The following is a 14,365-nucleotide window of genomic DNA, read 5'->3' on the forward strand; positions in this document are numbered from 1 at the left end:
ACCCGTGGCGCCCCAGCGGCACGACTGCCCGCAGCTGCGGCGGCATGGCGACTGCAGGCGGCCAGCGAGCGGCTACGTGCACCACCACAGGAAGCGGTCGCAGGTTTCCGTGGGGGTCGGGTCCGGCTGATCCGGCGGGGTGGGGGTCGCCGACGGGGGTGGGTCGTCGTGCGACTCCGGGGACGACGGGTCCGGGTTCGCGGGCGGGGTGGCGCTCGGGACCGGCGCCCGGGACGCGCCGGGACCGCCGGACGCGGTCGGCGACTGCGACTCCTCCGCCTCCGGGGACTGCGACGCGGACGGCGACACCGTTGTCGACGCGGACGCGCCGGTGGACGGTGGGGCCGAGGCCGGGGTGGTCCCCGAGGGGGCGTCGGCCGGGATCGCCGACGCCTCACCCACCTCACGGGTCGCGCCGCCGTCCGTCGTCTCGCCGCCCGCCGCGGCCGGCTTGTCCGGGGAGTGCGGGGCGTCCATGCCGAGTTCGGCGAGGCTCAGTCCCCCGGCGGCCAGGACGAAGCCCCCGACGAGGAGCAGGGTCCGGCGGCGGCGCCTGCGGTGGGCGGCGGCCTTGCGGTCGCGACGGCTGGAACGGGCGCCGGGAGCGGCTTCGCCGGGGTCCTCGCCGGGGTCCTCGTCGGAGTCGTCCCGCAGGTCGCCCCGGGCCGGCGCCCCGGCGACCGCCGCCACCTCGCGGCCCTCGCCCACCGCCGCCGGCGCGGTCTCCTCACCCACCGTCAGGTAGGCGTCCGACGCGTGCAGTTCGTGGGCGGGCGTGCCGCACCCCGGGCAGGCGAGAGCGCCGTTGAGGTGCCGTCGGCACGGGTGGCAGTAGTCCATGACGCGGGAAGGTTAAGTTCCGGGACGGGCGCGTTCCTAGAGGTCGCTGTGAATGTTGTGTGGGGAAGTACGCGACCTCGACCTCTCCCCCGATCCGAAACTGCCGAAACCGTTATGTGTCCGACCCATTGACACTCCGAGCACCCCGTCCTTACTGTCACGCCAGCATTTCGAACGAGTGACGAAATATCGAACAACGCGAAGGGCAGCCGCCGTGCGCATCACCGGAATCAGCACACACGTGGTCGGGACGCCGTGGCGCAACCTGACCTACGTCCAGGTGCACACCGACGAGGGCATCACCGGAGTCGGCGAGACCCGGATGCTGGGCCACACCGACGCCCTCCTCGGCTACCTGAAGGAGGCCGAGGCCAACCACATTCTCGGTTCCGACCCGTTCGCTGTCGAGGACCTGGTGCGCCGCATGAAGTACGGCGACTACGGCCGCGCGGGCGAGATCGTGATGTCCGGCATCGCCGTCGTGGAGATGGCGTGCTGGGACATCAAGGGCAAGGCCCTCGGCGTCCCCGTGTGGCAGCTGCTGGGCGGGAAGGTCACCGACAAGGTCAAGGCGTACGCCAACGGGTGGTACACCACCGAGCGGACGCCGGAGGCCTACCACAAGGCCGCGCAGGGGGTCATGGAGCGCGGGTACCGGGCGCTGAAGATCGACCCGTTCGGCACCGGGCACTTCGAGCTGGACCAGCAGCAGACGAACTACGCCGTGTCGCTGATCGAGGCCGTGCGGGACGCCATCGGGCCCGACGCCGAGCTGATGCTGGAGATGCACGGCCGGTTCTCGCCCTCCACCGCCGTCCGGCTCGCGCGCGAACTCGCGCCGTTCAAGCCGGCCTGGCTGGAGGAGCCGGTCCCGCCGGAGAACCTCCGGGCGCTGAAGAAGGTCGCCGAGAAGGTCGAGATCCCGGTCGCCACCGGTGAGCGCATCCACGACCGGATCGAGTTCCGCGAGCTGTTCGAGGACCAGTCGGTGGACGTCATCCAGCCCGACGTCGGTCACATCGGCGGCATCTGGGAGACCCGCAAGCTGGCCGCGACCGCCGAGACCCACTACACGCTGGTCGCCCCGCACAACGTCGGCGGCTCCGTGCTCACCGCCGCCAGCCTCCAGGTCGGGTTCACCTCCCCGAACTTCAAGATCCTGGAGCACTTCAACGACTTCGCGGACGCGGAGATCAAGAAGGTCGTGAAGGGCGCGCCGCGGGTGGACCCGGAGGACGGGTGCTTCCACCTCTCCGACGCGCCCGGTCTCGGCGTCGAGCTGGACACCGACGCGGCGGCCGAGTTCCCGCAGCAGCAGGCGCGGTTCGACCTGTGGGCCGAGGGCTGGGAGAAGCGCGCCCCCAAGGGGACCGGGGCATGAGCGGCGCGGTCGTCGTCGAGGCGCCGGGGGTGCACCGGCTCGTGCCGCACGAGCCGCGCGAACCCGGCCCCGGCGAGGCGCTGGTGCGGGTGCACGCCGCCGGGATCTGCGGCAGCGACCGCGAGGTCTACCAGGGCAACCGGCCCGAGGGGTACGTGCGTTACCCGCTCACCCCCGGGCACGAGTGGTCCGGGACCGTGGAACGGGTCGGCGCCGGGGCGCCGGGCTCGCTCGTCGGCCGGAAGGTGGTGGGCGAGGGCTTCCGCAACTGCCAGGTGTGCGACCGCTGCCACGCGGGCGAGACGACGCTGTGCACCGCCGGGTACGAGGAGACCGGGTTCACCCAGCCCGGCGCCATGGCCCCGACGCTGACCCTGCCCGCCCGGCTGCTGCACGTGCTGCCCGACGACGCCGACCTCACCGGAGCGGCGCTGCTGGAGCCGGCGGCCTGCATCGCCGCCGCCGCGCTGAAGGCGAACGCCCGGCCCGGTGAGCGGGTCGCCGTCGTCGGTACGGGCACGCTCGGCATGTTCGCCGTGCAGTTCCTGCGCGCCGCGTCCCCGGCCGAGCTGCTGGTCGTCGGGACGCGCGGGGACCGGGAGGCGCTGTCGCGGCGGTTCGGCGCGACCGGCTTCCGCACCAAGGACCGGCCGCTGACGGACGACTTCGACGTCGTGATCGAGACCGCCGGGTCCGCGGACGCCGCCCGCACCGCCGCCGCGCTGCTGCGCCGGGGCGGCCGGCTGGTGCTGACCGGCATCCCGGCGCCGGGCGCCGACGGTCTCGACCCGACCGACCTGGTCGTGCGGCAGCTGGAGGTGCACACCGTCTTCGGGGCGCCGCCGGACGCCTGGGCGCACACGGTGCGGGTCTTCGCGGCCGGTCTGCTCGATCCGCGGCCGCTGGTGACGCACGAACTGCCGCTCACGGAGTTCTCGGAGGCCATCGAGCTGGTGGGCTCCGGCGACCCGAAGGTCGGAAAGGTGCTGCTGCACCCGGACGTCGGCCCCTGAGCCGTACGCCGGTGCGGGGGCGCCCTGACGGCCTCCGCACCGGCGTACACCCGGCGGACCGGACGGCTCTCCCCGGCCCCGGCCCCGCAGCCCCGCACACCCGCCGCCGCGAACTTCGTCCGACATATCGAACACTAAGGACAGCTTGTGACCGACCCTTCCGCCACGGCCGCCGCACGCAGGCCCGGTGAGCAGGCGCTCGCCGCCCTCGGCCTGGCCGCGCCCGCCCCCGATCCCGCCGACGCCTCGCCGCACTCCTTCCCGGGCGGTGGCCGCTGGCGCACCGAGATCCCCTCCTGCGAGGGGCCGGAGGCGCTGGCGGTGGTGCTCAAGGAGTCCTCGCGGCTGGACGTGCCGATCCACCGGATCAGCCAGGGCAGCGGCGTGTGGATGCTGACCGACGCCGAGATCACCGAGATGGTCGAGGCCACCGCCGAACGCGACATCGAGCTCTGCCTGTTCACCGGCCCGCGCGGCACCTGGGACATCGGCGGCTCCACCCGGACCGACTCGGGCGGCGCGGGCCTTCGGGCACGCGGTCACGCCGCGGTCGCCGGGTGCGTCGAAGACGCCGTACGGGCCTGCGAGTTGGGCGTCAAGTGCCTGCTGGTCGCCGACGAAGGCGTGCTGTGGACGCTGCACCGGGCCCGCGCGGCCGGCCTCCTCCCCGCCGACACCACGCTCAAGCTCTCCGCGCTCGTCGGACCGGTCAACCCGGCCTCGTACGCGGTGTACGAGCGCCTCGGCGCCGACTCCATCAACGTGCCCAGCGACCTGACGCCGGATCACCTGACCGAAATACGGCGGGTTTCGGCCGCCCCGATGGACATGTACATCGAGGCTCCCGACGACCTCGGCGGCTATGTCCGGATGTACGAGGTCGCCGAGCTGATCCGGCGCGGCGCCCCGCTGTATCTGAAGTTCGGCCTGTCCAAGGCGCCCGGGATCTATCCGTACGGCCACCACCTGCGGGAACTGACGCTGGCCACCGCAAGGGAGCGGGTGCGGCGCGGCCGCCTCGCCCTCGACCTGCTCGCCCGGCACGGGGCGGACGGGGACATGGCGCCGCTCGGCACCCGGCTGCCGGGGACGCTCAACCGGTTCGAGATCTCGTCATAACGTTCCGGAAACTCCCTTCACAAAAGACGACATGACCGCGCACAATCCCACACACCTGCGTCGCCGATCCAGCCCTCACCTCAAGGATGATGACCATGCGCAACCGCAGAGCCGCACTCGCCGCCATAGCCTCCGCCGCCTCGCTCGCCCTCACGCTGACCGCCTGCGGCCAGAACAGCGAGGGCGGCAGCGAGGAGGACAAGTCAGGCAGCGACGGCGCCACCGTCGGCATCGCGATGCCGACCAAGTCCTCCGAGCGCTGGATCACCGACGGCGCCAACGTCGAGAAGGAACTCAAGGCCAAGGGCTTCGAGACCAAGCTGGTCTTCGGCGAGGACGACCCGGACCAACAGGTCTCCCAGATCGAGAACATGATCACGCAGGGCGTGGACGCCCTGATCGTGGCCGCGATCGACAACAAGTCCCTCGGCAACGTCATGCAGCAGGCCGCGGACGCCGACATCCCGGTCATCTCCTACGACCGGCTGATCCTCGGCACGGAGAACGTCGACTACTACGCCTCCTTCGACAACGAGAAGGTCGGCGAACTGCAGGGCGGCTACATCGTCGACAAGCTCGGTCTGAAGGCCGGCAAGAAGGGCCCCTTCAACATCGAGCTGTTCGCCGGCTCCAACGACGACAACAACACCCGGTACTTCTTCAACGGCGCGATGAAGGTCCTGAAGCCGTACATGGACAAGGGCCAGCTGGTCGTGCGGTCCAAGCAGACCGACCTCAACCAGGTCACCACCCTGCGCTGGGACGGCGGCACCGCCCAGAAGCGCATGGACGACCTGCTCACCTCCAGCTACCGCAGCGCCAAGGTGGACGCGGTGCTCTCGCCGTACGACGGCATCTCCATCGGCATCCTGTCCGCCCTGAAGTCCGACGGCTACGGCTCCGGCAGCAAGCCGATGCCCGTCGTCACCGGCCAGGACGCCGAGATCGCCTCGGTGAAGTCGATCAAGGCGGGCCAGCAGACCCAGACCGTCTTCAAGGACCTGCGCGAGCTGGCCAAGGTCGCCGCGAACATGGTCGACGCGGTGCTGAACGACAAGAAGCCCGAGGTCAACGACACCAAGTCGTACGACAACGGCTCCAAGGTCGTCCCCGCCTACCTGCTGCAGCCGGTCAGCGTCGACAAGTCCAACTACGAGAAGGTCCTGGTCGACGGCGGCTACTACACCGCGGACCAGCTGAACTGACCGGGCCCCACCAAGGATTGGAAGGCACGACCATGGCGGGACCCGTCCTGGAAATGCGCTCGATCGTCAAGACCTTTCCCGGTGTCAAAGCGCTGTCGGACGTCACGCTGACCGTTCGCCAGGGCGAGGTCCACGCCATCTGCGGGGAGAACGGAGCCGGCAAGTCCACCCTGATGAAGGTGCTCTCCGGCGTCCATCCGCACGGCAGTTACGAGGGGGACATCCTCTTCGAGGGCGAGACCTGCCGGTTCAAGGACATCCGGGCGAGCGAACAGCACGGCATCGTGATCATCCACCAGGAGCTTGCGCTGGTGCCGTATCTGTCCATCGCGGAGAACATCTTCCTCGGCAACGAGCACGCCAAGCGCGGACTGATCAACTGGAACGACACCCTCAAGCACGCCGCCGAACTGCTGCGCCGGGTCGGTCTCGACGAGCACCCCGAGACCCGCGTCGCCGACATCGGCGTGGGCAAGCAGCAGCTGGTGGAGATCGCCAAGGCGCTCTCCAAGAAGGTGAAGCTGCTCATCCTCGACGAACCGACGGCGGCGCTCAACGACGAGGACAGCGGCAAACTCCTCGACCTGATCCTCCAGTTGAAGGAACAGGGCATCACCTCGATCATCATCTCGCACAAGCTCAACGAGATCCGCAAGGTCGCCGACTCGGTCACCATCATCCGCGACGGCCGCTCCATCGAGACGCTCGACGTGAAGGCGGCCGAAACGACCGAGGACCGGATCATCAGCGGCATGGTCGGCCGCGACCTGGAGAACCGCTTCCCGGACCGGACCCCGCACCAGCCCGAGGAGGGCGCGGCGCCGGCCCTGGAGATCCGCAACTGGACCGTGCACCACCCCATCGACCAGCAGCGCAAGGTCGTCGACGACGTCTCGATCGAGGTCCGGCGCGGCGAGATCGTCGGCATCGCCGGACTCATGGGCGCCGGCCGCACCGAGCTGGCGATGAGCGTCTTCGGCCGCACCTACGGCCGTCACGCGGGCGGCACGGTCCTCAGGGACGGCAGGGAGATCCGCACGAAGACCGTCCCGGAGGCCGTCGGGCACGGGATCGCCTACGTCACCGAGGACCGCAAGCACTACGGCCTCAACCTCATCGACACCATCAACCGGAACATCTCGCTGACCGCGCTGGGCAAGGTCTCCAAGCGGGGCGTGGTCGACGAGCACGGTGAGCGGCAGGTCGCCGAGGACTACCGCAAGTCGATGAACATCAAGGCGCCGACCGTCTTCGAACCGGTCGGCAAGCTGTCCGGCGGCAACCAGCAGAAGGTCGTCCTGAGCAAGTGGATCTTCGCGGGTCCCGAGGTGCTGATCCTGGACGAACCCACCCGCGGCATCGACGTGGGCGCCAAGTACGAGATCTACACGGTCATCGACCGCCTCGCGGCCGAGGGCAAGGCGGTCGTGTTCATCTCCTCCGAGCTGCCCGAGCTGCTCGGCATGTGCGACCGCATCTACACGATGGCCGCGGGACGGCTGACGGGTGAGTTCTCGCGGGCCGAGGCCTCGCAGGAAGCGCTGATGCGGCAGATGACGAAGGACAAGCAGGACCAGAAGTCCCGGAAGGACGAAGAGGTAAGCCGATGAGCACGGACGTGACCGCCAAGACCCCGGCACCGGCGCCGCCCGGCAAAGAGGGCTCGGCCTCCGGCGGCGGGCTGCTGCAGCTGATGCTCGACGGCATGCGCCGCAACATGCGCCAGTACGGCATGCTGATGGCCCTCGGCCTGATCGTGGTGCTGTTCGCGGTGTGGTCCGACGGCGACCTGCTGCTGCCGCGCAACGTCTCCAACCTGGTGCTGCAGAACAGCTACATCCTGATCCTCGCGATCGGCATGATGCTCGTCATCATCGCGGGCCACATCGACCTGTCGGTGGGATCGCTGACCGCCTTCGTGGGCGCGACGGCCGCCGTCCTGATGGTCAGGAACGACATGCCCTGGCCGGTGGCGGTGATCCTCTGCCTGGCCATCGGCGCCGCCGCCGGCTCGGTGCAGGGCTTCTTCATCGCCTATCTCGGCATACCGTCGTTCATCGTGACCCTCGCGGGCATGCTGCTCTTCCGCGGTCTGACGGAGATCTTCCTCAAGGGCCAGACCCTCGGCCCGTTCCCCAAGGACCTGCAGAAGATCGCCAACGGCTTCCTGCCCGAGGTCGGCCCGAACACCAACTACCACAACCTCACCCTGCTGCTGGGCATCGCGTTGATCGCGTTCGTGGTGTACCAGGAGGTCCGCGACCGCAAGCGGCAGCAGGAGTTCTCCCTCGACGTGCCGCCGCTCAACCTCTTCGTGCTCAAGCTGGTCGCGCTGGTCGCCGCCGTCCTCGTGGTCACACTGCTGCTGGCCAGCTACAAGGGCGCCCCGATCGTGCTGCTCATCCTGGGCGTCCTGGTCGTCGGCTTCGGCTACCTGATGCGCAACGCGATCGTCGGCCGCCACATCTACGCCATCGGCGGCAACCTGCCCGCGGCCAAGCTGTCGGGCGTGAAGGACAAGAAGGTCACCTTCCTGGTCTTCCTGAACATGGGCATGCTCGCGGCCCTGGCGGGTCTGGTCTTCGCCGCCCGCTTCAACGCGGCCTCGCCCAAGGCGGGTCTCAACTTCGAACTCGAAGCCATCGCCGCCTCGTTCATCGGCGGCGCGTCGATGAGCGGCGGCGTGGGCACGGTCCTCGGCGCGATCATCGGTGGCCTGGTCCTCGGCGTGCTGAACAACGGCATGAACCTCGTCGGTATCGGCACCGACTGGCAGCAGGTCATCAAGGGCCTGGTGCTGCTGGCGGCGGTCGGGTTCGACGTGTGGAACAAGCGCAGGGTCGGTTCGTAACGGACTGGGGCCCCGCCGACTGGCGGGGCCCGGTGTCCTTCACCGGACTGCGGCAAGTACAGGAGCCGCACGGGTGACTCCGCCTCAGAAGCAGGCTTCCAGCCCGAAAGCTGCGGTCCGGCCCGAACCGACCCCGCAGGGCAGCGGAAAGACACCGCACCACTACGCACCGTGCATGCCGGGAACAATTCCCTCCGTCGTCAAGGAGCGCACATGGAACTGAGCAGACGAACGGTCATCGCGTCGGCGGCAGCGGCCGGAGTCGCCGCCACCGCGGTCGGCGGCACGGCGCACGCGTCGGGAGGCAGGAAACCGGTGAAGGAACTCTTCGGCAGGCTCGCCGACGGGACGAAGGTGTACCGCTGGTCGCTGGAGAACGGCGGCACGCGGATGAAGGTGCTGTCGTACGGCGGCGTCGTGCAGTCCCTGGAGATCCCGGACCGCCGGGGCCGCTACGCCAACGTCTCGCTGGGCTTCGACAACCTCGACGACTACGTGGCCCGCAGCCCGCACTTCGGCGCCCTGATCGGACGGTACGGCAACCGCATCGCCAAGGGCCGCTTCACCCTGGACGGCAAGGAGTACCAGCTCTCCGTCAACGACGGGGAGAACTCCCTGCACGGCGGCGCCCTCGGCTTCGACTACCGGGTCTGGGACGTCGAGCCGTTCACCCGCGGCTCCGACACCGGCCTGGTGCTCCACTACACCAGCGTCGACGGCGAGATGGGCTACCCGGGCACGCTGAAGGCGAAGGTGACGTACACCCTCACCCGGCGCGGCGACTGGCGCATCGACTACGAGGCCACCACCGACAAGGCCACCGTCGTCAACCTCACCAGCCACGTCTACTGGAACCTGGCCGGCGAGGGCAGCGGCACGATCGAGGACCACGAGCTGTCGATCGCCGCCTCCCGCTTCACCCCCACCGACGCGGGTCTGATCCCCACCGGCGAGCTGGCGCGGGTGTCCGGCACGCCCTTCGACTTCCGCCGGGCCAAGCCGATCGGCCGGGACATCCGGGACGCCCACCCGCAGCTGGTCACCGCCAAGGGCTTCGACCACAACTGGGTGCTCGACAAGGGCATCACCGACCGCCCCGAGCACATCGCCACCCTGCGCGAGAACGCGTCGGGCCGCACCCTGCGCATCGCCACCGACCAGCCCGGGCTGCAGTTCTACTCGGGCAACTTCCTCGACGGCACCCTCACCGGCCCCGGCGGCTCCCTGTACCGCCAGGGCGACGCCCTGTGCCTGGAGACCCAGCACTTCCCGGACTCGCCGAACCACCCGTCGTTCCCGTCGACCGTGCTGCGGCCCGGCCAGACGTACCGGACTTCGACGGTGCACTCCTTCGACGCCTGAGACACGGGCGCGCGGGGCGAGGGGCGAGGGGCAGGGCGAGGGCACACTTTCTTCACACTCGTTGAACGGTGCCCCGCCCGCCTCCGTATACAGGGGCGGCCCGTGTCCCCCGCACGGGCCGCCCACTCACGGAGGTCCACTTGTCCGGCAACGTCACCTCACTCTTCCGCGGCACCGCGGCGCACAGCCCCTCGATGGCGGCGCTGACGCGGGAGAGCGGCGAGGCGGCGGGCGCGGGACCGGTGGACTTCTGCATCCCCTGCAACCCGTACTTCCCCACCCCGGCGATGTTCGAGGAGCTGGCCGGCCGGCTGCGCGACATCATCACGTACTACCCGAGCAGCGCCGACACCATCACCGCCGAACTGTGCGGTCTGCTCCAGCTCCCGCCGCAGTGCGTGGCGATGGGCAACGGCTCCACCGAGCTGATCACCTGGATCGACCACCTGCTGGTCCGGGATTCCCTCGCCGTCCCCGTCCCCACCTTCGGCCGCTGGACCGACCAGCCCTTGGAGACCGGCAAGCGGGTCGACATGTTCCCGCTCCAGGAGGCCGGCGGCTTCGCCCTCGACCTCGCCAGGTACGCCGAGTTCGTCCGGGCCCGGGGCACCCGGGCCGTGGTGGTCTGCAACCCCAACAACCCCGACGGCGGCTACCTGCACAAGCAGGCGCTGGTGCAGTTCATGGACGCGATGACCGACCGGGACCTGGTGGTGATCGACGAGTCCTTCCTGGAGTTCGCCGACGCGGAGGCCGAACCCAGCGTGGTCCAGGAGGCGATGCTGCGCCCCAACGTCGTCGTCCTGCGCAGCCTCGGCAAGAACTTCGGCCTGCACGGCGTCCGCTTCGGCTATCTCGTCGCCAACCCGGCGCTCGCGGGCCGGGTGCGTTCCATGCTGCCCAAGTGGAACCTCAACTCCTTCGCGGAGCACGTGGTGTTCATGCTGCGCGACCACGGCCCCGAGTACGCGCGGAGCCTGCACCAGGTGCGGCGCGACCGCCTGGAGATGTCCGCCCAGTTGTCCGCGCTGCCCGGCCTGACCGTCTATCCCTCCCAGGGCAACTTCCTCTTCGTCCGCCTCCCCGTGGGCGCGGAGGGCACGGCGGTCCGGGACCGCATGCTCACCGAGCACCGGATCCTGGTCCGTGAGTGCGGCAACAAGATCGGTTCGTCCAGCCGCTTCCTGCGTCTCGTGGTGCGCCCCCAGGTCGATGTTCGTCGTCTGGTGTCCGGCCTGGAACAGGTGCTCTACGGGGCCGGGAGGGGAGCCGCCGTGCCCGGGCCCGCCACCGGGACCGGCTACAGCTCGGGCACGGCGGCGGTAGACCGCCTGGTGAGCGAGACCAACGGTTCCGGCATGCGCGCGATCACCGCCCGGACCGCCGGTGCCGGTGCCCCGGGGATCGCCGCCGCTCCGGCCCCTCCCCCGGCGGGCACCGGCACCGGCATGCCGCTCCCCGCCGCGGTGCCCGTCGCTCCGGCGGCGGCCACCGTGCCGCCTCCGGCGCCGGTCCCCCAGCCGGCGCCGTATCCCGGACCGGTGCCGGCCCCCCACCCGGCACCGGTCCCGCAACAGCCAGCGCCCGCCCCGGTTGGGCAGCCCATGCCCGCGCCGGCGCCCATGCCCGCGACCGCTCCCGCCCCGGCCGCCGCGTATCCGGCGCCCGCCGGTCCGACCCCGCCCGGCGTCCCGGCCCGCGGTGGTCTCACGGCCGCCCAGGTCCGGGGCACCGACGGCCTGTCGTCGGTGCCGGCGACGGGGTGGCCGAGCGCGGCGGGGATGGGTCGGGCGGGGTGAGCCCCGCAGGCCGGCCTATGCGGTCGAGCCGGTAGAGGCGGACGAACCGGTGGGCGTGCCCGACGGGGTGGGGCAGGGCGGGTCCGTCGGGGAGGCGGTGGGGTCGGGGGACGGGGACTGCGGTCCCGTGGAGCAGTCGTCCGTGGGGGTCGGGTCCGGTGAGGGTTCCGGGGTGTCCGTGGGGCTCTCGGGGGTCTCGGTCGGCGGCTGGGAGGGGCCCTCGCTCGTCGGGGGCAGCGACGACGGGGAGGACGGGACCGGTGCCGTGGACGGCAGGGGACGGGACGGGGACGGTCCCGGGCCGCCGTCCGGCACGGTGGGGGTCGGGTCCGGGCCGATGACGATGCCGTCGTCCGCGCCTCCGCCGGGGCCCCCGCTCCCGGGTCCGCCTCCGGTGCCTCCCGTACCGCCACTGCCGCCGCCCGCGCCGTCGACGGGCTCGGTCGCCGGGGTGCCGCCGCCCGCGCCGGGGCTCTTCGGTACGACACCCTCGCCGTCCGGGACGGTGTGGACTCCCCGCCGGTAGAACTCGAGCCAGTACCTGACCGTCTCCAGGTAGGTGCGGGAGTTGTTGTAGCTGAGGATCGCCCGGTCCAGGTCCGCCGCCCGGTCCAGGTCCCGGTCGCCGGCGCAGAGGTAGTGCCCGGCCGCGAGGGCGGCGTCGAAGACGTTGTTCGGGTCGGCGCGACCGTCGCCGTTGCCGTCCGCGCCCCAGCGGGCCCAGGTGGACGGCAGGAACTGCATCGGGCCCACCGCCCGGTCGTAGACCGTGTCGCCGTCGTGGGCCCCGCCGTCCGTGTCCCGGATGAGGGCGAATCCCTTCCCGTTGAGGGGCGGTCCGGTGATACGGCTCAGGGTCGTGCCGTTCCGGTCGACCGCGCCGCCGCGTGCCTGGCCGGACTCCACCCTGCCGATCGCCGCGAGCAGTTCCCAGGGCAGCCGGCAGCCGGGGTCCGTCCGGCCGACGGCCGTCTCGGCGGCGCGGTAGGCGCGCAGCACGGTGGCCGGGATGCCCGACTGGACGCGGACCTGGTCCCGCACGGTTCCGGGGGCGACCGGTCCGCCGTCGCTCGTCGTCAGGGGCGGGAGTTCGGTGTGGTAGGAGCCGTCGCCGGGCGGGGCCGGCTCGGTGAGGGGGCCGCCCGCCGTCGGCACGATCGGGTCGTCGGCCGCCGGTGCGGCGTGGGTGTCCTTCGCGTCCCGGGTGAGGCCGGGGGCCTGGGAGGCGGTGAGGGCCGCCATGGCCGCCACCGCGAGCGCGGTCGTGCGCAGTCCCTTGCGGGTCCGCCCGCGGTACAGGCGTCGGGCGCGGTGTACGGGCACGGTCGTCACTCCTGTCGGGTCCGTCGGAGATCCGGGGGCGGGAGGAGGGTCGGGGTCGGGGACACGGGCGGCCGTCAGCGGCCGAAGGTGTCGAGGGCGGAGACCAGCCAGCGTCCGTCGCGGTGCACGACGTCGACGGCGAGCATGGCCGCCGCGTACACGCCCTCGTCCTGCGCGGTCTGCTCGCCCGCCGTGCTCTGCTCGCCCGCCTTGCTCTTCTTGCCGCCGGTGGCGACGCTGCTCTGGTCCGCGTAGACGAGGACCCGGGCCCGGTCGCCGTCGATCCGCTCGACCGCGCTGTCGGTGACCGTCGTGGTGATCACGGCCTTCTGCGCGTCGGCCCGTTCGCGGACGTCGGCGAGCAGTTCCCGGTGCTGGTCGGCGGCCTTGCCGGTCAGCAGGTCCTTCGCCGCCTTGTCGAGGGCTCCGGGGTCGGTGTGGTCGTAGGAGAAGAGCCGGTCGACGGCCTTGGTCACCTGTCCCTTGATCTCGCTGGTGCGGGCGAGGTCGGTCAGTGCGGTGTTGCTCCGCGCGGGCTCGGACCTGAGCCCTTCGGCCCTGGCGTGCGCCCAGCCCGCGAAGCCGCCGAGGAGCACCGTCAGCGCGCAGAGGAGTACGAGGAGCGGGGGACGGAGACGGCCCCGGCGGGGCGCCTTCGGCTCGTCCCCGGTCGTGGGCGGGCCGGCGGTGGCGGCCGCCGCGGGCTCCAGGACGGCCGTGGCGCCGTGTGTGCGGGCCCGGGCCGCCGGGCGCTCGGCGCCCTCGGTGCGTTCCGGGCGCGCGACGGAGGCGGCGGGCCGGGTCTCGCGGGCCTGGCGGCGCCGCTGGCGGTTGATGTGGTGACGGGTCGTCGACATGGTGCGCTGTCCTCCTCGCTGCGGCCGGCTCGCTCGGTGCGGGACCGGGTCAGCCGGTCGATGTGCCGCCCACGGGTGCCTGACCCAGGGCGCTCAGCTTCCACCGGCCGTCGGTCCGGGTGAGTTCGCCGAGCATGCGGCTGTCCTTGTCGGTCTTCGCCCCGTCGGCCGCCTCGACGGTGACGCGCAGGGCGACCAGCACCCGGGCCCGTCCGGCGCGGTCGTCGAGTTCGGTGACGGCGCCGGACAGCACCCGGGCCGTGCTCACCGTCTTCGCCTCCTTCACCTGTGCCGCGAACTCGTCGCGGCCAGAAGCGAGTTGCTCGTGCAGCTCGCCGGTCGTCGACGACTCCCACAGGTCGAGGCCCTCCTTGAGCTCGCGGTGGTCGAGGGTGTTCAGGTTCTGCACGGCCTGTTCCCCGGCGGAGAGTGCCGCGTCGCGCTGGGCGGCGTAGCCGGCCCGGTCGTCGTGGGCCGCCCGGTACCAGTCCTGACCGGCCCAGGCGGCGAAGCCGCCCGCCACGAGCGTGAGGACGAGGGCCAGGGTCAGGAGGGGCCGGGACCGGCCGGCGCCCACGGGGCGGACCGCGCGTTGCATGGGGTGCTCCAGTCTCC

Annotated in this window: 12 protein-coding genes; 8 read left to right on the forward strand and 4 right to left on the reverse strand. The window is 71.6% G+C overall.

Going from position 1 to position 14,365, the window contains the following annotated elements:
• Positions 1 to 72: 72 nt before the first annotated feature.
• The gene (locus AB0P07_RS19960; protein ID WP_365552312.1) at positions 73 to 840 is read right to left on the reverse strand and encodes a hypothetical protein; all 768 of its coding nucleotides are present in this window, start codon (positions 838 to 840) and stop codon (positions 73 to 75) included.
• A gap of 214 nt (positions 841 to 1,054) precedes the next feature.
• On the opposite strand from AB0P07_RS19960, the gene AB0P07_RS19965 reads away from it, so the two are divergent.
• The 8 genes from AB0P07_RS19965 to AB0P07_RS20000 all read left to right on the forward strand — a co-directional run bounded on the left by AB0P07_RS19965 (position 1,055) and on the right by AB0P07_RS20000 (position 11,570).
• A complete protein-coding gene (locus tag AB0P07_RS19965; protein WP_365552314.1) occupies positions 1,055 to 2,221 on the forward strand; it encodes a mandelate racemase/muconate lactonizing enzyme family protein in 1,167 nt (388 codons plus the stop codon).
• Entirely contained in the window at positions 2,218 to 3,234 is a 1,017-nt protein-coding gene (locus AB0P07_RS19970; RefSeq protein WP_365552316.1) for an alcohol dehydrogenase catalytic domain-containing protein, read from the forward strand. The genes AB0P07_RS19965 and AB0P07_RS19970 overlap by 4 nt, the downstream gene beginning before the upstream one ends.
• A gap of 147 nt (positions 3,235 to 3,381) precedes the next feature.
• Positions 3,382 to 4,353 carry a hypothetical protein gene (locus AB0P07_RS19975; protein WP_365552318.1) on the forward strand — a complete coding sequence of 324 codons (972 nt, stop codon included), beginning with the start codon at positions 3,382 to 3,384 and terminating at the stop codon, positions 4,351 to 4,353.
• 95 nt (positions 4,354 to 4,448) lie between these two features.
• Positions 4,449 to 5,558 (forward strand): multiple monosaccharide ABC transporter substrate-binding protein, encoded by a 1,110-nt coding sequence (gene chvE / locus AB0P07_RS19980; protein ID WP_365552320.1) that lies wholly within the window; start codon positions 4,449 to 4,451, stop codon positions 5,556 to 5,558.
• Positions 5,559 to 5,590: 32 nt separating this feature from the next.
• A complete protein-coding gene (gene mmsA / locus AB0P07_RS19985; RefSeq protein ID WP_365552321.1) occupies positions 5,591 to 7,168 on the forward strand; it encodes a multiple monosaccharide ABC transporter ATP-binding protein in 1,578 nt (525 codons plus the stop codon).
• Complete coding sequence (gene mmsB, locus AB0P07_RS19990; RefSeq protein WP_365552323.1) at positions 7,165 to 8,409, forward strand: multiple monosaccharide ABC transporter permease; 1,245 nt, start codon at positions 7,165 to 7,167, stop codon at positions 8,407 to 8,409. The genes mmsA and mmsB overlap by 4 nt, the downstream gene beginning before the upstream one ends.
• A gap of 213 nt (positions 8,410 to 8,622) precedes the next feature.
• Positions 8,623 to 9,771 (forward strand): aldose epimerase family protein, encoded by a 1,149-nt coding sequence (locus tag AB0P07_RS19995; protein WP_365552325.1) that lies wholly within the window; start codon positions 8,623 to 8,625, stop codon positions 9,769 to 9,771.
• A gap of 140 nt (positions 9,772 to 9,911) precedes the next feature.
• Complete coding sequence (locus AB0P07_RS20000; protein ID WP_365552327.1) at positions 9,912 to 11,570, forward strand: histidinol-phosphate transaminase; 1,659 nt, start codon at positions 9,912 to 9,914, stop codon at positions 11,568 to 11,570.
• A gap of 15 nt (positions 11,571 to 11,585) precedes the next feature.
• Here the strand turns inward: AB0P07_RS20000 and AB0P07_RS20005 are convergent, their stop codons facing one another.
• The 3 genes from AB0P07_RS20005 to AB0P07_RS20015 form a co-directional block, all read right to left on the reverse strand.
• Positions 11,586 to 12,893, reverse strand: a complete 1,308-nt coding sequence (locus tag AB0P07_RS20005) for a lytic murein transglycosylase (protein WP_365552328.1) — start codon at positions 12,891 to 12,893, stop codon at positions 11,586 to 11,588.
• A 74-nt stretch (positions 12,894 to 12,967) separates the two neighbouring features.
• On the reverse strand, positions 12,968 to 13,750 hold the full coding sequence (locus tag AB0P07_RS20010) for a hypothetical protein (RefSeq protein ID WP_365552330.1): 783 nt from the start codon (positions 13,748 to 13,750) through the stop codon (positions 12,968 to 12,970).
• A gap of 49 nt (positions 13,751 to 13,799) precedes the next feature.
• Positions 13,800 to 14,348 (reverse strand): nuclear transport factor 2 family protein, encoded by a 549-nt coding sequence (locus AB0P07_RS20015; RefSeq protein WP_365552332.1) that lies wholly within the window; start codon positions 14,346 to 14,348, stop codon positions 13,800 to 13,802.
• Positions 14,349 to 14,365 lie beyond the last annotated feature (17 nt).

Source organism: Streptomyces sp. NPDC085944, from assembly GCF_040686295.1.
GTDB lineage: Bacteria > Actinomycetota > Actinomycetes > Streptomycetales > Streptomycetaceae > Streptomyces > Streptomyces salinarius.

Coding starts and splice junctions, on each gene's coding strand:
- mmsB (WP_365552323.1), top strand. CDS start 7,165: ATGAGCACGGACGTGACCGCCAAGACCCCGGCACCGGCGCCGCCCGGC.
- mmsA (WP_365552321.1), top strand. CDS start 5,591: ATGGCGGGACCCGTCCTGGAAATGCGCTCGATCGTCAAGACCTTTCCC.
- AB0P07_RS19995 (WP_365552325.1), top strand. CDS start 8,623: ATGGAACTGAGCAGACGAACGGTCATCGCGTCGGCGGCAGCGGCCGGA.
- AB0P07_RS19970 (WP_365552316.1), top strand. CDS start 2,218: ATGAGCGGCGCGGTCGTCGTCGAGGCGCCGGGGGTGCACCGGCTCGTG.
- AB0P07_RS19960 (WP_365552312.1), bottom strand. CDS start 840: ATGGACTACTGCCACCCGTGCCGACGGCACCTCAACGGCGCTCTCGCC.
- chvE (WP_365552320.1), top strand. CDS start 4,449: ATGCGCAACCGCAGAGCCGCACTCGCCGCCATAGCCTCCGCCGCCTCG.
- AB0P07_RS20015 (WP_365552332.1), bottom strand. CDS start 14,348: ATGCAACGCGCGGTCCGCCCCGTGGGCGCCGGCCGGTCCCGGCCCCTC.
- AB0P07_RS20010 (WP_365552330.1), bottom strand. CDS start 13,750: ATGTCGACGACCCGTCACCACATCAACCGCCAGCGGCGCCGCCAGGCC.